At 34.1% G+C, this 20,585-nt stretch carries 17 protein-coding genes and 1 riboswitch; of the genes, 13 read left to right on the forward strand and 4 right to left on the reverse strand.

Annotated features, from left to right (window positions below; all coding sequences use genetic code 11):
- Positions 1 to 108: 108 nt before the first annotated feature.
- The 5 genes from J2Z35_RS05025 (at position 109) to fabG (ending at position 6,629) form a co-directional block, all read left to right on the forward strand.
- Positions 109 to 1,521, forward strand: coding sequence for a sigma-54 interaction domain-containing protein (locus J2Z35_RS05025; RefSeq protein WP_209660085.1), 1,413 nt, complete (start codon positions 109 to 111; stop codon positions 1,519 to 1,521).
- Between the two features lie 455 nt (positions 1,522 to 1,976).
- Positions 1,977 to 3,530 (forward strand): acyl CoA:acetate/3-ketoacid CoA transferase, encoded by a 1,554-nt coding sequence (locus J2Z35_RS05030; protein ID WP_209660087.1) that lies wholly within the window; start codon positions 1,977 to 1,979, stop codon positions 3,528 to 3,530.
- Positions 3,531 to 3,621: 91 nt separating this feature from the next.
- Positions 3,622 to 4,905: a GntP family permease gene (locus tag J2Z35_RS05035; RefSeq protein WP_209660089.1), complete on the forward strand. Its 1,284-nt coding sequence runs from the start codon at positions 3,622 to 3,624 to the stop codon at positions 4,903 to 4,905.
- 52 nt (positions 4,906 to 4,957) lie between these two features.
- The gene (locus J2Z35_RS05040) at positions 4,958 to 5,806 is read left to right on the forward strand and encodes a 3-hydroxybutyryl-CoA dehydrogenase (RefSeq protein WP_209660090.1); all 849 of its coding nucleotides are present in this window, start codon (positions 4,958 to 4,960) and stop codon (positions 5,804 to 5,806) included.
- An 82-nt stretch (positions 5,807 to 5,888) separates the two neighbouring features.
- Positions 5,889 to 6,629, forward strand: a complete 741-nt coding sequence (fabG, locus tag J2Z35_RS05045) for a 3-oxoacyl-[acyl-carrier-protein] reductase (RefSeq protein WP_209660092.1) — start codon at positions 5,889 to 5,891, stop codon at positions 6,627 to 6,629.
- Positions 6,630 to 6,718: 89 nt separating this feature from the next.
- Here the strand turns inward: fabG and J2Z35_RS05050 are convergent, their stop codons facing one another.
- Positions 6,719 to 7,021, reverse strand: a complete 303-nt coding sequence (locus J2Z35_RS05050) for a hypothetical protein (RefSeq protein WP_209660094.1) — start codon at positions 7,019 to 7,021, stop codon at positions 6,719 to 6,721.
- Between the two features lie 184 nt (positions 7,022 to 7,205).
- Between J2Z35_RS05050 and J2Z35_RS05055 the strand changes: the two genes are divergently transcribed.
- The 7 genes from J2Z35_RS05055 to J2Z35_RS05085 all read left to right on the forward strand — a co-directional run bounded on the left by J2Z35_RS05055 (position 7,206) and on the right by J2Z35_RS05085 (position 17,236).
- A complete protein-coding gene (locus tag J2Z35_RS05055) occupies positions 7,206 to 8,339 on the forward strand; it encodes an amidohydrolase family protein (protein ID WP_209660096.1) in 1,134 nt (377 codons plus the stop codon).
- An 82-nt stretch (positions 8,340 to 8,421) separates the two neighbouring features.
- The gene (locus J2Z35_RS05060; protein WP_209660099.1) at positions 8,422 to 10,182 is read left to right on the forward strand and encodes an ABC transporter ATP-binding protein; all 1,761 of its coding nucleotides are present in this window, start codon (positions 8,422 to 8,424) and stop codon (positions 10,180 to 10,182) included.
- 3 nt (positions 10,183 to 10,185) lie between these two features.
- Positions 10,186 to 12,219 carry an ABC transporter ATP-binding protein gene (locus J2Z35_RS05065; protein ID WP_245330769.1) on the forward strand — a complete coding sequence of 678 codons (2,034 nt, stop codon included), beginning with the start codon at positions 10,186 to 10,188 and terminating at the stop codon, positions 12,217 to 12,219.
- A gap of 89 nt (positions 12,220 to 12,308) precedes the next feature.
- A riboswitch (purine riboswitch) is annotated at positions 12,309 to 12,408 on the forward strand.
- A gap of 180 nt (positions 12,409 to 12,588) precedes the next feature.
- The gene (guaB, locus tag J2Z35_RS05070; RefSeq protein ID WP_209660101.1) at positions 12,589 to 14,052 is read left to right on the forward strand and encodes an IMP dehydrogenase; all 1,464 of its coding nucleotides are present in this window, start codon (positions 12,589 to 12,591) and stop codon (positions 14,050 to 14,052) included.
- Positions 14,053 to 14,055: 3 nt separating this feature from the next.
- A complete protein-coding gene (gene guaA, locus J2Z35_RS05075) occupies positions 14,056 to 15,585 on the forward strand; it encodes a glutamine-hydrolyzing GMP synthase (RefSeq protein ID WP_209660103.1) in 1,530 nt (509 codons plus the stop codon).
- 195 nt (positions 15,586 to 15,780) lie between these two features.
- Positions 15,781 to 16,374, forward strand: a complete 594-nt coding sequence (locus J2Z35_RS05080) for a type IV toxin-antitoxin system AbiEi family antitoxin domain-containing protein (protein ID WP_209660105.1) — start codon at positions 15,781 to 15,783, stop codon at positions 16,372 to 16,374.
- The gene (locus tag J2Z35_RS05085; RefSeq protein ID WP_209660107.1) at positions 16,367 to 17,236 is read left to right on the forward strand and encodes a nucleotidyl transferase AbiEii/AbiGii toxin family protein; all 870 of its coding nucleotides are present in this window, start codon (positions 16,367 to 16,369) and stop codon (positions 17,234 to 17,236) included. Before J2Z35_RS05080 ends, J2Z35_RS05085 begins: the two co-directional genes overlap by 8 nt.
- A 291-nt stretch (positions 17,237 to 17,527) precedes the next feature.
- On the opposite strand, the gene J2Z35_RS05090 is transcribed toward J2Z35_RS05085, so the two are convergent.
- The 3 genes from J2Z35_RS05090 to J2Z35_RS14765 form a co-directional block, all read right to left on the reverse strand.
- Complete coding sequence (locus J2Z35_RS05090) at positions 17,528 to 18,826, reverse strand: RNA-binding domain-containing protein (protein WP_209660109.1); 1,299 nt, start codon at positions 18,824 to 18,826, stop codon at positions 17,528 to 17,530.
- Between the two features lie 368 nt (positions 18,827 to 19,194).
- Positions 19,195 to 19,365 carry a hypothetical protein gene (locus J2Z35_RS05095; protein WP_209660111.1) on the reverse strand — a complete coding sequence of 57 codons (171 nt, stop codon included), beginning with the start codon at positions 19,363 to 19,365 and terminating at the stop codon, positions 19,195 to 19,197.
- Positions 19,366 to 19,684: 319 nt separating this feature from the next.
- A complete protein-coding gene (locus J2Z35_RS14765; RefSeq protein ID WP_281063621.1) occupies positions 19,685 to 19,819 on the reverse strand; it encodes a hypothetical protein in 135 nt (44 codons plus the stop codon).
- Between the two features lie 63 nt (positions 19,820 to 19,882).
- Between J2Z35_RS14765 and J2Z35_RS05100 the strand changes: the two genes are divergently transcribed.
- Positions 19,883 to 20,362, forward strand: coding sequence for a CPBP family intramembrane glutamic endopeptidase (locus J2Z35_RS05100; protein ID WP_209660113.1), 480 nt, complete (start codon positions 19,883 to 19,885; stop codon positions 20,360 to 20,362).
- Positions 20,363 to 20,585 lie beyond the last annotated feature (223 nt).

A 20,585-nucleotide genomic window follows, 5' to 3' on the forward strand; every position in this document is an offset into this window, starting at 1 on the left:
TTAAACTCTTTAAATTGCTAATCTATATACTAAGAAAGAATATATAAATAGACTAAGGCTAGACCTTAAAAGCATACCTGAAAAATCTAAAGGCTGGGGGATGACAATATGAAAGAAGAAAATTACTATCCCGGATGCGACAGAAAAATGGTTGAAAAACAGATAGAGCTTATAGAACTCTACAGGAATATATTTGACAACAGCTATAACTGGATGGTTGTAGTGGACAAGTACGGCTATATTACTATGATTAACAAGCCCTATTGCAATTTTTTAGGAACAACTCAGGAAGAGGCTATAGGCAAACATGTTACCGAAGTGATTGAAAATACAAGAATGCATATTGTGGTGAAAACCAAGGAAAGAGAAATAGGAGATGTCCAGCAAATCAAAGGAAATCAAATGATAGCTGATAGAATACCTATATTCAAAGATGAAGAACTTATCGGTGCGGTTGGAACGGTTATATTCAAAGACATTATAGAACTTGATTCATATGTAAAAAAAGTTGCAGTTATGGAAAAAGAACTGGATTTTTACAAAAAGGAACTGAAAAAAGCCCTTGGAAGCAAGTATACTTTTGAAAACATTATTGGAAATAGCCCTGCCATAAATAAGGCTAAAATGCTTGCAAAAAAGGTATCTTCAAGTAAATCCAGTATTCTTTTGATGGGAGAAAGCGGAACTGGAAAAGAGCTATTTGCTCACTCTATCCACAACCTAAGCCCAAGAGCTAACTACCCTCTTATTAAAGTAAACTGTGCGAGTATCCCAGCAGAACTCTTAGAAAGTGAGCTTTTCGGGTATGAAGAAGGGGCATTTACTGGGGCGAAAAAAGGTGGAAAACCGGGTAAATTCGAACTTGCCGATAAAAGTACTATATTCCTTGATGAGATTGGAGATATGCCTGTGGAAATGCAGGTTAAGCTCCTAAGAGTCATACAAGAAAAAGAGGTAGAGAGGATTGGGGGCACAAAGAGCAAAAAATTGGATGTAAGAATAATAGCTGCAACAAATAAAAATCTTGAAGAAATGGTGGCTGAAAAAACATTTAGAGAGGACCTTTATTATAGACTAAATGTTATAAAAATTAATATACCATCATTAAGGGAAAGAAGAGAAGACATCGAGCCTATAGCAAACTATCTAATGAAAAAACTGGCAAAAGAAATGGATAGATTTGTAACAGAAATAGATGTGGATGCAATGGCTCATCTAAAGTCTCATAACTGGCCTGGCAATATAAGAGAGCTTGAAAATACAATAGAAAGAGCTATTAATCTTGTGGAAAAGGGAGCAAAAATCACATTGAACCACCTACCTTACTATATAAGGGAAAAAAAGGGGAATTATACTTCAAATATTGGGAAAATAGGACTTAAGGATATAGTCTCACAAGTTGAGATAAAAGAAATAAGAAATGCTCTTGATATTTGCAAAGGAAATAAACAACAGGCTGCAAAAGAGCTAGGAATCAGCAGAACGAGTTTATATGAAAAAATAGAAAAATATGGATTGTAACCATTCTGTACACTGTACGGAAAAGCGACAAAGAGTTTTAAGCGTTGTGATTAAATATACTATCCCACATCTACTAGCCTTTGACCTATAAAAATCTGGAAATATTTAGAAAAACGAAATATTTGTGTACGGATTTCCGACGAAGCTTATGAAGGAATTTTGAGAGATATTGCAAAAGACTTACAATTATTTTTGAAAAATACTATTATTAGCCCTCTGACTGAGGTCGAATTCACTCAAATTAAAGAATTTGACCAAAGTTATTCAAGGGCTTTTTTTATTTGTCAAAAAAATCTTGGCATAGTTATTGCTCTATTACAATTAATCAAAGTCAAGAAAAGATTATGGATTATAGGAATACGATTACATAATCCATAAAGAAATATTACTATGACCTAAATTACTACATTGATTTTTAAGAAAAATTAAAAAACTATTAATTAGGAGGATAAGTTATGGCAATAAATTTTTTGAGTGCTAAAGAGGCTGTGAAATTAATAACATCAGAAAGCACAATAGCTACAGGAGGTTTTGTAGGAAACGCTGTTCCTGAAGAACTTGAGATTGCGATTGAAGAGAGATTTTTAGAAACAAATGAGCCAAAGAATCTTACGCTTGTATATGCTGCAGGGCAGGGAGATGGTAAGACTAGAGGACTTAATCACTTTGGACATGAGGGTCTTATAAAAAGAGTAATTGGTGGACACTGGGGACTTGTTCCAAAGGTGCAGAAGCTTGCCCTTGAAAATAAAATTGAGGCATACAACTTTCCACAAGGCTCAATATCTCATCTGTTTAGAGATATAGCTGCAAACAAGCCGGGAACTATAACAAAGGTTGGTCTTAAGACATTTGTAGACCCTAGAGTAGATGGGGGAAAGTTAAATGAATGTACTAAAGAAGACATGGTAGAGCTTGTGGAGCTTTTGGGGGAAGAATATCTTTTATACAAAGCCTTTCCAATAGACTTTGCATTTATAAGAGGTACATATGCAGATGAGCTTGGAAATGTGACTATGGAAAAAGAAGCAGGTTCACTTGAAGTTCTTTCTATAGCACAAGCTTGCAAAAACTCAGGTGGTAAGGTAATAGTGCAGGTTGAAAAAGTAGTAAAGGCAGGTACCCTTGACCCTAGACTTGTAAAAATACCTGGAATATATGTGGATACTATAGTTGAAACAGAAGATATGAATAATCATATGCAGACCTTTGCAGAAGCATATAATCCTAGTTATACAGGAAATATAAGAGTTCCTGTTAACTCAGTAAAGCCTATGGAGCTAGATGAGAGAAAGATAATAGCAAGAAGAGCAGCTATGGAGCTTGTACCTCATGCAATCGTTAACCTTGGAATTGGTATGCCAGAAGGAGTAGCTATGGTAGCCAATGAAGAAGGAATTGGGGATGAAATGATACTTACAGTAGAGCCAGGCCCTATTGGAGGAATACCAGCTGGAGGACTAAGTTTCGGTGCAGCTACTAATCCACAGGCCATCATTGACCAGCCATATCAGTTTGATTTTTATGATGGTGGAGGACTTGATGTTGCATTCCTTGGACTTGCTCAATGTGACCAGATAGGAAATATCAACGTAAGTAAGTTTGGACCAAAGATTGCTGGAGCTGGAGGATTCATCAATATAACTCAAAATGCAAAGAAAGTAATATTCTGCGGTACCTTTACAGCAGGAGGGCTTGAGATTGAAGCTGGAGATGGTAGATTAAATATAATCCAAGAAGGTAAGGCTAAAAAGTTTATAGAGCAGGTAGAGCAAATCACATTTAGTGGAGATTATGCAAACGAGGTTGGACAAACTGTACTTTATATCACTGAAAGAGCAGTGTTTGAGCTTGGAAAAGATGGAATAGTCCTTACTGAGATAGCTCCAGGGGTTGATATGGAGAGAGATGTAATAGGACAAATGAATTTCAAACCTGTAGTAAGTCCAGCACTTAAACTAATGGATGAAAATATATTTAAACCTGGAAAAGTTGGTATAAAAATATAATTAAAAATACTGATTAGGTAGTACTGCCAAAAGACTTTTCGTCTTTTGGCCGCAATTATAAACTAAAATTTTAATTACAAGGAGGTTTGTTATGTTAGGTATTATTATTGGACTGGTATTACTTATGTTTTTAGCTTATAAGGGAATGTCTATTATTTGGATTGCTCCTATATGTGCTATGATAGTTGCTCTTACTGGAGGGCTTGAGCTTCTTCCAGCTTATACAGACGCTTATATGGGTGGATTTGTTGGTTTTGCAAAATCTTGGTTCCCTGTGTTTATGCTAGGCGCTATATTTGGAAAAGTTATGGACGACTCTGGAGCAGCAAGATCTGTTGCTACATGGGTTACTAAAATTATAGGTACAAAATTTGCAATAATGGCAGTTGTACTTGCTTGCGCCGTACTTACATACGGTGGAGTTTCACTATTCGTTGTTGTGTTCGCAATCTATCCACTAGCAGTTGCACTTTTTAGAGAAGCAAATATCACAAGAAAACTGATTCCTGGAGCTATAGCACTTGGATCGTTTACATTTACGATGACAGCTACTCCTGGAACTCCTCAGATACAAAACCTTATACCAACAAACTATTTTGGAACCACTGCTATGGCAGCTCCAATAATGGGTACTGTAGGTGCTCTTATAATGTTTGGTGGCGGTATGGCTTGGCTTATGTTTAGAGAAAAAGGGTATGCAAAAGCTGGAGTAGGCTTTACTGAGCTAGATAAAAAGCTTGAAGAAGTTGATGAATCTACGCTTCCTAATCCATTACTTTCAGCACTTCCTCTAGTTGCTGTAATCACAACTCTTAATGTATTTAATTTAAACATAATAACTGCACTTATTATAGGTATAGTTCTTGGAATAGCTCTAAACTTTGCAAGACTTCCAAAGCTTGTTGAAACAATAAATGCAGGAGCTTCTGGTTCGGTAATCGCTATAATAAACACAAGTGCTGCAGTTGGATTTGGTGCTGTAGTAAGAGCTGTACCTGGATTTACGACACTTACAGATTTAGTTCTTGGAATCAAAGGAAATCCACTTATATCAGAGGCAGTTGCAGTTAACGTACTTGCTGGAGCTACAGGTTCAGCATCAGGTGGTATGGGAATCGCTCTTGAAGCCCTTGGAGAAAAATACGTACAACTTTCAATCGAGTCTGGTATTCCTCTTGAAGCTTTCCATAGAATAGCATCTATGTCAAGTGGAGGACTTGATACCCTTCCTCACAACGGAGCTGTACTTACGCTTCTTGCGGTTACTTCTATGACACATAAGGATTCATATAAGGATATATTTGTAGTAGGTTCTCTAATTCCTATAGCATCAGTTATCGCGGGAATACTTCTTGCATCAGTAGGTATTATTTAAACAGTCTTAAATGTTAAAATATAACTAGAAATCAAAAAGGAGATAAGCTGCCATGAAGGTTGGAGTTATTGGTTCAGGTGTTATGGGGACTGGAATCGTCCAGGTTTTATCTCAAAATAATTATAGTGTCGTCCTAAGAGATATAAATAAAAAGAATCTTGAAAAAGGTCTTGAAAGGATTTCCAAGGCCTTTGACAAGCTAATTAGTAAAGAAAAAATAAGCTTAGAAGATAAAAATATCTTTATATCCAATATTACATTTACTGAAAATGCTGAGCTTCTTAAGGACTGTGACGTCATTATAGAAGCTGCAAGTGAAAATATGGATATAAAGAAAAAAATATTTAAAGAACTGGATGAATTAGTTGATTCTAAAACCATACTAGCAACAAATACTTCATCTCTTTCAATAACAGAAATAGCAGCATCTACATCAAGACCAGAGAAAGTAATAGGGATGCACTTTTTTAACCCAGTACCTGTAATGAAATTAGTTGAAGTGATTAAAGGTATAGCTACATCAGAAGAAACTCTTTCTATAGTTACAGAACTTGCAGAAAATATAGGAAAAAAACCTATAAAAGTGGAAGAGGCTCCTGGTTTTGTAGTAAATAGACTTCTTCTTCCTATGATTAATGAAGCTATAGGAATATATGCTGAAGGAGTTGCTAGTGCTGAGGATATTGATAGTGCAATGTTGTTAGGGGCAAATCATCCAATAGGACCACTTGCCCTTGCGGATCTTATTGGAAATGATGTAAACCTTGCCATAATGGACGTTTTATTTAAAGATTTTGGAGATCCCAAATATAGACCACATCCTCTTCTTAAGAAAATGGTTAGTGCAGGGCATTTGGGAAGGAAAACAGGAAAAGGTTTTTATGATTACAGCTTAGATTAAATCTTAACTGGTTGATAGGTAAGTCTGTAGTTGTTATAATGTATATGATTGTATAATTATTATCCAAGGAGGTTATTATAAGATGAGATTAAAGGATAAAGTAGCTATAATTACAGGAGCGGCAAGAGGTATAGGTGAAGCGACTGCAATAAGATTTGCACAGGAAGGTGCAAAGGTAGTAGTATCCAATACAGGACTTGATTCTCTAAATGAAGTAGTTGAAAAGATAAAGGAAATGGGCGGGGAAGTACTTGCTTATGACGTTAACGTTACAAATAGAGAGCAGATACAATCTATGGTTGATGATGTTGTTGCTAAGTGGGGACAGGTTGATATACTTGTAAACAACGCTGGAATCACAGCTGACTCTCAGCTTTTAAAAATGGAAGAAGCTGACTTTGATAAAGTAATAGATGTAAACCTTAAAGGTGTATACAACTGCGGACAGATAGTTGCTAAGATAATGGCTGAAAAAGATGGAGGAGTAATCCTTAACGCATCTTCTGTTGTTGGTCTTTATGGAAACTTCGGACAGACTAACTATGCTGCTACAAAGTGGGGAGTTATTGGAATCACTAAGACTTGGGCAAAAGAGCTTGGAAGAAAAGGTATTAGAGTAAACGCAGTAGCTCCAGGGTTCACTATGACTCCAATGGTTGCTAAAATGCCTGATAAGGTTCTTGATATGATGAAGGGCAAGTCTCCTCTTGGAAAGCTTGCTACTCCAGAAGATATAGCTAATGCATATCTTTTCCTTGCATCAGATGAGGCAGCATTTATTACTGGAGAAGTACTTGCAGTTGATGGTGGAGTAGTACTTTAATATCAAATTTTACAAAAAAATCATATTGATAAAATCAAAGTAAAAAAATATCTAATAAAAATAAGTCCCCTTTTTAAGGGGACTTATTTTTACCACTCTATCATATTGTCTCTAAAAAATACTATCAGACCATAAGATGCAAGAACGGTCATATACTGATCATTTAGAGCTTTTTCTACTCCTTCTATTCCAGCGTGTTCGTTATACATCTGGTCGTTTCTTTCTATTTCCTTTTCAAATACTGCCAAAACCTCGTCCTTTGTCTGTAAATCTTTTACAATTTTGTAATACTTGTCGTATTCTTCACTTAGATGTGATATAAAATAATTATCTAATTCTTTGTATTTATTTTTATATTCCTTAAGCACTTCTTCTTTTGATTTTATTCTCATTTAAAGCCCCCCTTTGGATTGAAAATAGCTGTCATATCCAAGCTGATTTACTATAATTAATATTTACCAAAAAAAAACAATTTCAAACTATTTTCTTCAAGTGTATAAACAAGATTATATGTTATAATGAAATTTACAGTTAATGTTTTTTAGTATCCTTTATTAAAACAGGGAGGGTTGAGACTTGAAAGTATTATACAGCGATAGAATTGTATTAAACGACAATGTTACACAAGGATACATTCATATAGAAGACGGGGTTATAAAGTCGATATCGGCTGATTCTAAATCTACAAATATCATTGACTTTAAAGGAAAATACATCCTTCCTGGACTTATAAATATACAAAGCGAGCAACTGATTAGGGAAAACAGGATTAAGGCTAATAATATGTTTCCTTTTCAAAAGACATTTAAAGAAGTGGAGATGAGATTCGCATCTGCAGGAATCACTACTTTGTTTCACTCTATTCCAATAGTAAATGGCAGAAGTCAAGATGATTTTACGACAGGTCCAAATATTGCAAAAAAAATCAGTGAGCTATCCAAGGGAAAAAACCTAATAGACCACAAGGTTCATATAGAGTTTCAGCTAGGCTTTATAGAGAGTATGGATAAGGTAAAAGAGCTTCTTGAAGGAGGATTTTTGGACTATATATCTTATCTTGGATACTGCAGGACTGAAGAGGAAAGATACAGAGAAGTATATTATCAGGAATATATCCAAAGAAGTATGGGACTTAGCGAAGAGATATGCAGAAGAATGGTGAAAAGGGTTCGTGAGCTTAGAAGTGAATCCAATCTTGAAGAGCTTGCATATATGCTAAAATACTCTCATTACAAGGGCGTAAAGGTAGGTTCTAGCGAACTTGACACTATGAGAAAGCTTGACTATCTTCAACAAGATGGGGTTAATATATTGGAATACCCTTTCACTATGGATGCAATAGATTTTGCGAAGGGTACAAAAAAGCAAATTCTTTTAGATACTCTATCTCTTAGTAAGGGAAAAGGCGGTATAGTGAAGCTTGACCCTTGGCAAGCAGTACTTGATGGAAAAATCGATATGCTATCTTCTGACATGAGGCCTTACGACCTACTAGCATATGTGTTCCTTTTAGGGAAAGAAATGGGACTTGAAAATTCCGTAAAGCTTGTGTCTAAAAACCCAGCTACAGCTCTTGAACTTATAGATAGGGGAGAGATAAAAGAGGGGATGAGGGCAGACCTTATAGCAGTTGATGTAGTAGATGAAGTTCCAGTGACTGTGATGACTATGTCAAAGGGAAATGTATCCTATAGCTCAAATTATAGATAATCTGTTTTAACAAAATAGAGTAATAATTAAGAGGCTTCTTGCATGCCAAGGGGCCTCTTTTTGCAGAAAATGGGGGGTTAATATGGAGGTCTTAAGGCATCTTAAGGATTTTATGAAAGAAAATAAATGGCAGTATATTGTTGGAGTTATTGTTCTTATTATTGTTGATACTCTCCAGCTTATTACTCCAAGGATAATAGGAAATGTGGTAGACAGTATTGGCTCGGGAACTATAAGTAATGGACAGGTGCTTTATTATGCACTTCTTATAATGATTATTGCATGCTTTATAGCTTTTTTTAGATATATGTGGAGAATTAAAATCATAGGAAGCTCTAGAGTGCTTGAATTTTGGATGAGAAGCAAGATATTTAAACATCTTGAAGGACTTTCTAAAAACTTCTTTAATTATAGAAAAACAGGAGACCTTATGGCCCATGCCACAAACGACATACAGGCAGTAAGAATGGCATTTGGACCTGGAGTAATAATGCTTACAGACTCTATATTCCTTACTATTGCCACAATAGGAGTTATGTCAACATCCATAAGCCCCACCCTTACCCTTTTAGCTCTTATTCCCCTTCCGATACTTGCAATCATAGTGACTTTTCTAGGACAAAAAATACAAAAGAGATATAAATTGGTTCAAGAATCCTTTTCAAACATGAGCGATAGAACCCAAGAATCCTTCACAGGTATCAGGGTAATAAAATCCTATGTACAGGAAGAAGAGGAGCTCCTTAGATTTTCAAATGCAAGTGAAGAATATGTATTTCATAATATGAAGCTAGTTAGAATATTTGGCTTTATGTTTCCTATGATAGGATTTATTGCAGCAATCAGCTTTCTTGTAGCCCTTTATATAGGTGGAAACATGGTAATAGAAGGAAGGATAAGCCTTGGAGAACTTGTAGCCTTTATCACCTATCTTGGGATGCTCACATGGCCTATGATGGCTATAGGTTGGGTGATAAACGTAATACAAAGAGGGCTTGCATCCCTTAAAAGAATCAATGAAATACTTGATGCAAAACCAGAAGTAGTTGACAAAAAAGGAGTACTTCCTATAGAAAACTTAAATGAGCTGGCTATGCATATTAGCATAAAAAATCTTTCCTTTAAATATCCAAAAAGTGAGACCTATGCCCTTAGAAATATAAATTTAGATATAAAACCGGGAGAAACCCTTGCGATTGTTGGAAAGACAGGAAGTGGAAAGTCAACTTTGGCTTCACTTTTCCTTAGAAACTATAATATAGAAGAAGGAGAAATATCTATAGGGGGAGTAAATGTAGAAAAGATTCCTATCAAAACCCTTAGAAAGGCTACAGGATATGTACCTCAGGAAGCTTTTTTATTCTCTACTACAATTTCACAAAATATAGCATTTTCAGACCCAAATCTTTCATTTGAAAAGATAGAAAATGCGGCAAAGACAGCCTCAGTATATGATGATATCATGTCCTTTCCCCAAAAGTTTCAAACTATAGTAGGGGAAAAGGGAGTCACCTTATCAGGTGGACAAAAGCAAAGGGTTTCTATATCAAGAGCCCTAATCAAAGATCCTTCTATATTAATACTTGACGACTGCCTTTCAGCTGTAGACACAAAAACTGAAGAAGCTATACTAGAGCATCTTCAAGACGTCATGAAGGATAGGACTAGCATAATAATATCCCACAGAATATCAGCCATTAAAAATGCAGATGAGATTATTTTTATGGAAGATGGAGAAATAGTTGAAAGAGGAAAGCATATAGAACTTCTAAGACTTGGCGGAAGATATAGTGACCTTTATAAGAAGCAGCTTCTAGAAGAAAAGCTTGAAGAGGAGGTGTAGGACTTGAATTATTTAGAGGAAAGTGAGATTAAAGATAAACAGTTTGATATCAAAATCATGAAAAGACTCCTAGGATATGCAAAGCCTTACGCACTGCTTCTTGTACTGAGTTTTTTGGCTATAATACTTGCAACTGGAGTAGATCTTGCAAGACCTTATATAATCAAGGTTACAGTGGACAATTATATAGCAGCGTCTGATGAACCTATGACTGCATTTACGGACATGCCAGAAAATCTTCCCTACACTCATTTTAATGACCTTTATTTTGTTAGGATAAACGATTTAGAAGGAGCAGAAGGAGAATATCAAATACTTTCAAGAGAAAATGCTCATTATCTTATAGAAGGAGTCATTCCTAGAAACTCACCTTTTGAGATAAGGGAAGGGTATATAGCATTTGAAAATCAGGAGTATAGTTATATACTTTTAAGCCAAGATGAGTATCTTCAGTTTAGGGAGAATGATTTTACTGGAGTGAGAAATATGTCCCTTCTATTATTTCTTGTACTTGTAGGGGGATTCTTTTTTAACTATATGCAGGTATATCTTCTTTCGTATACTGGGCAAAGAGTGATTCACTCCATGAGAAATGAGCTTTATAGCCATGTACTAAATCTTCCTCTGAAGTTTTTTAATAAAAACCCTGTAGGAAGGCTCGTAACTAGAGTTACTAACGATATGGAAAACCTAAATGAACTCTATACCTCAGTTATTGTGTCATTTTTTAAGGATATATTTCTACTACTTGGTATTATAATAATGATGCTAAGCCTTAGTACAGAGGTATCCCTTGTGGTATTTATAACTCTTCCTATAGTAGTGTTTGCCTCTATGATGTTTAGAAAAAAAGCAAGGGCTGCATATAGAGAGGTAAGGCGAAAGCTGGCTGTAATCAATTCATCCCTTAGTGAAAACATATCTGGAATGGGAATCATACAGATTTTTGCCCAAGAAGATAGAAAGTATGAAGAGTTTTTCAAAATAAATAGCGAGCACAAAGAGGCATCCCTTAGAGAGCTCTTTGTATTTGCAATATTTAGACCCACAATTGACCTTATATATTACTTTGCTCTAGCACTTCTTATATGGTATGGAGGAGGAGCTGTGATTAGAGGGAGCATACAGTTTGGGGTACTATTTGCCTTTATAAGTTACCTGGACCAGTTTTTTCAGCCGATATCAGACCTTTCTGAAAAGTTTAATATAATGCAGTCTGCAATGGCATCATCTGAAAGAATCTTTGAGCTTCTTGACGAAAAGGATGGTCTTGAAGATTCTGAAAATGTCAAAGAGCCATTTGAATTTAAAGGAGAGGTAGAGTTCAAAAACGTATGGTTTTCATATGATGATGAGCAGTGGGTACTTGAAGATGTGAGCTTTAAAATAGAAAAAGGTCAAACAGTTGCATTTGTAGGAGCTACAGGCTCTGGAAAGACAACTATTATCAGCCTTATAGCAAGGCTTTATGAAATACAAAAAGGTGATATACTAATAGATAAAGTAAGTATCAAAGACATACCTGTTAAATATCTTAGAAAAAATGTAGCCTCTGTACTTCAGGACGTATTTTTATTTACTGGAGATATGAGGAGCAATATAAGATTGAACAATGCTGAGATATCAGATGAAAAGGTGGAAGAGGTATCCAGATTTGTAAACGCCCATCACTTTATATCAAAGCTAAAGGATGGATACAACTCTTTAGTAGAAGAAGGGGGATCTACATTATCATCTGGAGAAAGGCAGCTCCTTGCATTTGCAAGAGCCCTCGCATTTGACCCAAAGATACTCATACTAGATGAAGCTACATCAAACATAGATACCCAGACAGAAGTCCTGATTCAAGAGGCTATTGAAAAGGTTATAAAAGGAAGGACTACAATTGTAGTTGCCCATAGACTATCGACAATCCAGCATTCTGACAATATAATAGTAATGCATAAAGGAAAGATAAGGGAGATGGGCAGACATGATGAGCTTTTAAAACAAAAAGGACTTTATCACAACCTCTATCTTTTACAATATAAAGAATGAATATAAGACTATTTAAAAATTTGTTTTTAATTCATTGACAACGACATTTAATTCTGTTATCTTATAATACAAATCAGAAATAAATACGAACATTAAAAAACATTTTCCCTCATATAATACCGGTAATATGGACCGGAAGTCTCTACCGAAAACCGTAAATTTTCGACTATGGGTGATCGCATTTCAGGAATTTATGCATCAAATTAGGGAGATATCTTGTTCATTCGAGATATTTTTAAAAGACTTGGCCAAAATTTGGGTCTATAGCTCTTTTACTAGTTTACGATATCATAAACCTATGCGGCCACTCAGATGAGTAGCAGCGTAGGTTTTTTTGTATTTTTAAAAACATTAGGAGGATATATTACTATGGCAAAAGTTCTAAAAGAAGCTCTTACATTTGACGACGTACTCTTAGTACCACAAAAATCAAGCGTACTGCCTCATGAGGTAGATACATCTACTTACCTTACAAAGACAATCAAATTAAATATCCCAGTAATGAGTGCAGGTATGGACACTGTAACAGAGCATCAGATGGCTATAGCGATGGCTAGAGAAGGTGGTATAGGAATCATACATAAGAATATGTCTATAGAAGAGCAAGCTCTTGAAGTAGATAAGGTAAAACGCTCGGAGCATGGAGTCATAGTAGACCCTTTTTATCTTACAAAGGAAAAGACTATAAAAGAAGCAGATGAACTGATGGGAAGATATAGAATATCAGGAGTTCCTATAGTAGACGAAGACAAGAAGCTAATAGGAATACTTACAAATAGAGATATAAGATTCGAACTTGATTTTAGTAAAAAAATTGAAGATGCTATGACATCAGAAAATCTAATCACAGCAGTTGAAGGTGTATCCCTTGAAGAAGCTCAGCAGGTACTTAGCAAGCACAAGATAGAGAAGCTTCCAATTATAGATAAGGATGGACATCTAAAAGGATTAATCACAATAAAAGATATAGAAAAGAAGATAAAATTTCCAAACTCAGCAACAGATTCCCAAGGAAGACTTCTTTGCGGTGCGGCAGTTGGAGTTACAGCTGATATGCTTGAGAGAATAGATGCACTTTATAAATCAAAGGTAGACGTAATTGTAATTGATACAGCCCATGGTCATTCAAGGGGTGTTATAGAAGCTGTTAAAAAAGCAAAAGAGCATTATCCTGACCTTCAGGTTATAGCAGGAAATGTAGCAACACCAGAGGCTACAAGAGAGCTTATTGAAGCTGGGGCAGACTGCATAAAGGTTGGTATAGGACCTGGCTCTATATGTACAACAAGGGTTGTTGCAGGAGTTGGAGTACCTCAAATTACTGCTGTTATGGATTGCTACGAAGAAGCAGCTAAATACGGAGTTCCAATAATTGCAGATGGAGGAATCAAGTACTCAGGAGATATAGTTAAAGCAATAGCTTCTGGAGGCTCTGTAGTAATGCTTGGATCTCTTCTTGCAGGAACAAAGGAAAGTCCTGGAGAGGCAGTAATATATAAAGGAAGATCATTCAAATCATATAGAGGAATGGGTTCTATGGGAGCTATGGAAAAAGGCTCTAAAGATAGATACTTCCAAAAAGATGCCCAAAAGCTAGTTCCAGAAGGTGTAGAAGGTATGGTCCCTTACAAAGGAGAAGCATCAGACCTTATATTCCAGATGGTTGGAGGACTTAGAGCAGGTATGGGATACTGCGGCTCAGAAACTATTAAAGAACTTATGGAAGAATCCGTAATGGTAAAAATCACAGCAGCAGGACTTAGAGAGAGTCATCCGCATGATATAACAGTTACTAAAGAAGCGCCAAACTATAGCGCAAGCCTGGAGGTTTAATATATGAAGCATCAGACAGTACTAATTGTAGATTTTGGAGGACAGTATAACCAGCTAATAGCAAGAAGAGTAAGGGAAGCTAATGTATACTGCGAAATAGTTCCATACAAAAAAGCAATAGCTAAAATCAAAGAAGTAAACCCAGAAGGAATCATATTTACTGGAGGACCAAAGAGCGTAAATGAAGAAGGTGCTCCAACAATAGATAGTGAAATATTTGAGATGAATATCCCTATACTTGGAATCTGCTATGGAGCTCAGCTTACAGCAAAGCTTCTTGGAGGCTCAGTGATGAAGCCAGAAAAAAGAGAATATGGAAAGACTTCAATTAACTATCAAGACAGCCCACTTTTTAAAGATATAAACAAATCAAATATATGCTGGATGAGCCACACAGACCAGATTGAAAAGATGCCAGAAGGCTTTAATATAGTAGCAACAACAGAAGACTGCCCAGTAGCTGCAATGGAAAACAAAGAGAAAAATCTTTACGCAGTACAGTTCCACCCAGAAGTAGAGCATACTCAAGAAGGATATAAGATAATAAGAAACTTCCTTTTTGAAATATGTAAGCTAGATGGAGACTTTACAGCAGACTCATTCATAGAAGATAAGATAAAGCTTATCAAAGAAGAAATAGGAGATAAAAAGACCCTTTGCGCACTAAGTGGAGGAGTTGATTCATCAGTAGCAGCAGTTCTAGTACATAGAGCTATAGGAGACAACCTTACATGTATATTTGTAGACCACGGTCTACTTAGAAAAAATGAAGGTGATGATGTAGAGAGAATATTTAGAGATGAATTTTCTATGAATCTAATAAGGGTAAACGCACAGGAGAGATTCCTTTCAAAACTAAAGGGAGTTACAGACCCTGAGAAAAAGAGAAAGATAATAGGGGAAGAATTCATCAGAGTATTTGAAGAAGAATCTGCAAAGCTTGGAGAGGTAGAGTACCTAGTTCAAGGGACAATCTACCCTGATGTAATAGAGAGTGGAACAGATGAAGCATCAGTAATCAAGAGTCATCACAACGTTGGAGGACTTCCAGAGGACATGAAGCTTAGCCTTGTAGAGCCTCTTAGAGAACTATTTAAAGACGAGGTAAGAAATGTAGGACTAGAGCTTGGAATACCTGAGTACCTTATATTTAGACATCCATTCCCAGGACCGGGACTTGGAATCAGAGTGCTTGGAGAAGTAACAGAAGAAAAATGCGATATCCTAAGAGATGCAGACTATATATATAGAGAAGAACTTGAAAAAGCAGGCCTAGGAAGAAAAATCTGGCAGGCATTTGCAACCCTTCCAGACGTAATGACAGTTGGAGTAATGGGAGACGAAAGAACATATTCCTATATGGTAGGACTTAGAGCCGTGACATCAACAGACGGTATGACAGGAGAATTTTACCCAATCCCATACGAAGTACTAGATGTGATATCAAGAAGAATAGTAAATGAAGTAAAAGGCGTAAATAGAGTAGTGTATGACATTACTGGAAAGCCACCTGCGACAATCGAGTGGGAATAGAAAATCAAACCCGTATATCCTTTCTAAAGGGGATACACGGGTTTTTAATTTTCGTATTGCACTAATAAGGTAAACTAGTTTGAAATGTGCGTATAAATTATATAATTTAAGAACCGATACAACAAAATTTATATTGTTGCATATACACTGAGAAAACAGTATACTATCAGTATAGATGGAACAATGGAGGATAATATGAATCACAAAGAAAAGATACTTAACTATCTAAAAGGAAACAACGGAGTCATTACAACACAATATTGTAAAGAAGAAGGAATTCCAAGAGTATATCTTACAAGGCTTGTAGAAGAAAATATACTTTCTAGAGTGGATAGAGGTATTTACATTTCAAAACAGGGAGATTATGACGAATATTATTTTTTTCAGCATAAATTTAAAAAGACGGTATTTTCCTATGAGACAGCTCTATATTTACAAGGATTAACTGACAAAATACCACAATTGATTGAGGCGAGTGTCCCTTACAGCTATAAAATTAATAATCTTCCCAATAATGTAAAACTATATTATGTGAAAAGCGATATATCAGATATGGGAGCGATAGAAGTAAAAACTATATATCAAAATAAGGTCAGAGCATATAACATTGAAAGAATAATATGTGATTTTGTTCAAAACAAGAATAACATAGATCCGGAAATTTATGTTAAGACAATACGAGGATATGCATCATCTAAAAATTCTGATATAAATAAACTTTTTATATATGCTAAAAAAATGGGGATTATTGAAAAGGTAAGAACTACGATGGAGGTGATTTATGAATAAAGATAAGATAACAGCTATGTGCCGCAAAGTATCTAATGAAACAGGATTAACTTTTAATTCTGTTATGACATATTATTTTTTAGAAAGTGTTTTAAGAAAATTATCAATTAGCAAATATAATGATAAATTTATTTTTAAAGGTGGATATATACTTTCAAATATAGTGGGATTGGATTCAAGAAGCACCGTAGATATTGATTTTCTTTTTAAGAATATGCCTTTAACTGAAGAACTTCTAGTTGAGATTTTTGATGATATTTTAGAATATAATGAAAAAGATTCCATTCAATATGAGCTAAAGGGTATACAAGAAATTAAAAAACAAGATGAATATGGGGGATATAGAATCCAGATTCTATGTAAATTAGACAATATAAGACAAATTGTTCCTTTAGATATAGCAACAGGAGATATATTGACATATCAACCAGTAGATTATGAATACAAAACAATATTTTCTGAAGATAACTTAAAAATCAAAGCATACAATTTAGAAACAATGTTAGCAGAAAAATTAGAAACCATTTATTCCAAAGGATTTTTAAATAGTAGAAGTAAAGATTTTTATGATATCCATCTAATATATAGATTCAAAAGCAATGAGGTTGATTTTGAAAAGCTGTCTAAAGCTTGTGAAAGAACTTTTGATTATAGGGGTACCATACTTGACTTTGCAAGTTTTAAAGAAATGATAGACATAATCTTAGCAGATAAGGGATTTAATGATAGGTGGAAAGCATATGCAAATAAAAATAATTATGTTAAAGAAATCTCTTTTGAAAATGTTATTGAAAGTTTGATATTAATAATTGAGCAAATTATTTTAATTGGAACTGGTACTGGAACGGGTAAAAAAATTTAAAAATCATACGAAATTAATGATATACACTAGAACTATTTGTAAAAAAGATATTGATATTGCAGTAATTTGTACATAGAAGTCAAAATTATAGTGAAGAGTGGGAGTAATTAAAGAAAACCCTAGAGCTTTTGAAATACAAAGGTTTCTAGGGTTTATTTTTTCCGTGACACACATATGATACATTTTTTAATTTTCATGCACTTCTTTATTGCCGGATGAATAAAATTATTCCATAGCTAGAGGAAGTGGAGGAGCCCTAAGTCATGATTACACCGTGTATATTAGATCCAACTACTTTAATTTATATATAACATTTTTACCTTTTCCAAGTTTCTCTATAATAGAGTTTTCTACCATATTTCTTAACAACTTGATAGCCATAGAGCTTGAAACTGAAAGATTCTTTTCGATATCTGTTCTTTTGATATATTCATTTTCCTTTAACATATTAACTATTAAATACTCCTTATCGCTCAAATTATTTTCAAATTTAGAGCTTGATTTTTCTTTGAGGGTATTTGGAAGTGTTATTTTAAAAGCATTGCTAGATATTTCTATTTTAGGTTTTACATTATATTCATTATAGCTTTCTATTATCTTAGGGATACCAGTTCCATATGCTTCAATTAACTTTAGGCGATAAAAAATATTTGCAAGATTTCTATTTCTCAAAATAGATACCCCTAGCATGATATCATCTTCACTAAGGCCTTTAGTAAGGCCGCCTATAGTAACTATTTCTATTTTGTCATCAAATATACTTATTAATGTACTGCTACTATAGGAGTATTCTTTGTGAACAATTGAATTTAAGAGAGCTTCCCTGATGGCAATTTCAGGATACTCTCTGGTATCAGTTCTTTTAAGACCGGTTATTTCAGAATTAGTCCTATTATATCTATTTAAAAAAGAATATACATCTTTCATTTGTTTCAACAAAGACCCTGAAAATTCAAATCTGTCCTTAAATATTTCCTTAGTGCTACCTTCAAATACGGCCGCTTTTATAGTGTGTGGACATTGCTCAGACAATAAAAGGCCTAGATTTGTATATAATCCATCCTCATCAATGATATTAAAAGTTCTCATTTGAGAGTATTCTAACTTTATATTTGCATCCTCAAATTCTTTTTTTAAAAAATCAAAATCAAGATTTTGATTCAAAGATCTAAGCTCCTCAAAGTTATCTCCATCAGTATCTCTAATCATTTTTAAAATAGCAGCATCAGTGGCTGGAACAGAAGAAGCGCCATGTCTTACATAAACGCCTGAAGGCCGTAGCCCTTTGTCAGCTAAATAATAGGGGGAAGAAGCTCCTTTTTGTACATCAACAACAATTACGTCCTTACTATCTATTTTTTCTACGAAGATAGAAGTAAATAGAGTTATATCTGGCTTTATAGAATCTCTTATGGAATTAGATAACTTTAAAATATCAGTATCTAATCTTTCTACTCCTAAAACCTTACCTTCATCATCTATTCCTATATAAATCTTCCCGCCAGAAGTATTAGCAAAGGCAACCACTGTCTTTAATATATCTTTCACATATTCTTTTTTTAGTTCCAAGTGAATACTTTCCTTAAACATATATTCTCTACCTCTTTTTCATGTTATTTTAAATATTCAAGCACGTTCTAACACTATTCGAACACCTTATAACACTATTCTAATACTATATATTAGTTTTAGCAAGATAGTTTAGTTTGAAAGAGAAAACAAATAACTTAATGTTTAAAATACAATAAGAACAATTTTATCATTAAATTAATCGGAACTGGTACTGGAACGGGTAAAAAATTTTAAAAACTATACGAAATTAAAGATATACACTAGAACTATTTGTAAAAAAGATACTGATATTGCAATATTTTGTAAAGAAAAGACATAAAGATAGTGAAGAGTGGGAATAATTAAAGCAAACCCTATAACCTTTGAGATTTAAAGGTTTTTAGGGTTTATTTTTTGCATTTTCCCAGTTTCTCTATAACAGAGTTAGCTACCATATTTCTTGACAGCTTTATAGCCACAGAACTTGAAATTGAAAGATTCTTTTCTATATCCGTTCTTTTGATATATTCATTTTCCTTTTTGTTATCAATTCTAGAACAAAGAGGAAAATACGACATTTATGCTGCTTTAATAAATTATAAAAATACGTTAAAGTTATTAGAGTTATTTCCAAACTATTTTAGAGACAGATGGATTTAAAAATTAGGCTCCTGTTATAATAATTCTATAATGAAATGAGGATAAAATGAAAAAATCACTTTTTTTGAGAGCTACCCATATAATTTTATTTCTAGTTCTTATAAGTTCAATATTAGTGAAAACTTTAAATCGATTTACAGACTTCAATATTAATATCAGTGATAATACTATCTACTTAACTCTAGGGATTTTGGGCCTTACTTGGATATTAGTTCCTGAAAAAAGCTTAAATTCACTCTATTCTGATACAACCAAAATTAGTATCGTTCGTACTCGTATCTTTGGCTTTGGGTTTCTAATTGGATCTGCTATATATTTTATGAGTTGATTCTCTCTAATTTTTTCTAGATTTTTTATTTGATTTTTAGCCATATTTCTCTAAAAGAAGTTTTATATTTTAGAACATTATATGATGTTAGAAGGAGTATATGATAAATGGAGCAGATAAATATATTTCATTCAAATATCTATAAAATACCAAAGTGGAAGTTTATAGTGATTATGGGATTAGTTGGCTTTTTATTAAACATTCTACTCTCTAATATTTCATATTACATTTTAGATATCGATGTAGCAGCTGATTACTATGAAGCACAAGATATTTTGCTATTTACAGTTTTATCAGCAGTTGTAATATCACCATTCATAGAGACTTTGATTTTTCAAGCTTTGGTTTTGAATTCACTTAAAACCCATAGAATTAGGCTTGTTTTTAAGATATTAGTATCAGCTTTCTCTTTTGGAATACTTCATCTAATCTACAATGTTATGTATGGAATAAGCGCATTTATTATAGGAATTATTTTAGCGTATTCATTCGTAGTTTTTGAAAGAAAGAATCAGAATCCTATTATAGTAGTTACATTAATTCATAGTTTAATAAATCTGTTAACTTTAATTATCAGTAGTGTTTAATATATAGGAGAAATAGTAAAATTTTATTTTTTGTAACTGGTAAAATAAAATGGAGAGATTTCGGCAAATAAAAATGGAGAAAAAATACTCATAAAGTCTTTGAATCTTGTTAGAATACTTAAAGTAGATTACTGACAGGAGGACTGACTTTGAAAGGAATATTTATGTTTGCTGAAATTAAAAGACTTAGAAATCTCAAATTGAAAAAAACTCAAGTTTCAAA

Source organism: Acetoanaerobium pronyense, assembly GCF_017874355.1.
Classification (GTDB): domain Bacteria; phylum Bacillota; class Clostridia; order Peptostreptococcales; family Filifactoraceae; genus Acetoanaerobium; species Acetoanaerobium pronyense.

Bases quoted from the DNA above. Each gene is read 5' to 3' on its own strand.
- J2Z35_RS05025 (WP_209660085.1), top strand. From the start codon at position 109: ATGAAAGAAGAAAATTACTATCCCGGATGCGACAGAAAAATGGTTGAA.
- J2Z35_RS05030 (WP_209660087.1), top strand. From the start codon at position 1,977: ATGGCAATAAATTTTTTGAGTGCTAAAGAGGCTGTGAAATTAATAACA.
- J2Z35_RS05035 (WP_209660089.1), top strand. From the start codon at position 3,622: ATGTTAGGTATTATTATTGGACTGGTATTACTTATGTTTTTAGCTTAT.
- J2Z35_RS05040 (WP_209660090.1), top strand. From the start codon at position 4,958: ATGAAGGTTGGAGTTATTGGTTCAGGTGTTATGGGGACTGGAATCGTC.
- fabG (WP_209660092.1), top strand. From the start codon at position 5,889: ATGAGATTAAAGGATAAAGTAGCTATAATTACAGGAGCGGCAAGAGGT.
- J2Z35_RS05050 (WP_209660094.1), bottom strand. From the start codon at position 7,021: ATGAGAATAAAATCAAAAGAAGAAGTGCTTAAGGAATATAAAAATAAA.
- J2Z35_RS05060 (WP_209660099.1), top strand. From the start codon at position 8,422: ATGGAGGTCTTAAGGCATCTTAAGGATTTTATGAAAGAAAATAAATGG.
- guaB (WP_209660101.1), top strand. From the start codon at position 12,589: ATGGCAAAAGTTCTAAAAGAAGCTCTTACATTTGACGACGTACTCTTA.
- guaA (WP_209660103.1), top strand. From the start codon at position 14,056: ATGAAGCATCAGACAGTACTAATTGTAGATTTTGGAGGACAGTATAAC.
- J2Z35_RS05080 (WP_209660105.1), top strand. From the start codon at position 15,781: ATGAATCACAAAGAAAAGATACTTAACTATCTAAAAGGAAACAACGGA.
- J2Z35_RS05085 (WP_209660107.1), top strand. From the start codon at position 16,367: ATGAATAAAGATAAGATAACAGCTATGTGCCGCAAAGTATCTAATGAA.
- J2Z35_RS05090 (WP_209660109.1), bottom strand. From the start codon at position 18,826: ATGTTTAAGGAAAGTATTCACTTGGAACTAAAAAAAGAATATGTGAAA.
- J2Z35_RS05095 (WP_209660111.1), bottom strand. From the start codon at position 19,365: ATGTCGTATTTTCCTCTTTGTTCTAGAATTGATAACAAAAAGGAAAAT.
- J2Z35_RS14765 (WP_281063621.1), bottom strand. From the start codon at position 19,819: ATGGCTAAAAATCAAATAAAAAATCTAGAAAAAATTAGAGAGAATCAA.
- J2Z35_RS05100 (WP_209660113.1), top strand. From the start codon at position 19,883: ATGGAGCAGATAAATATATTTCATTCAAATATCTATAAAATACCAAAG.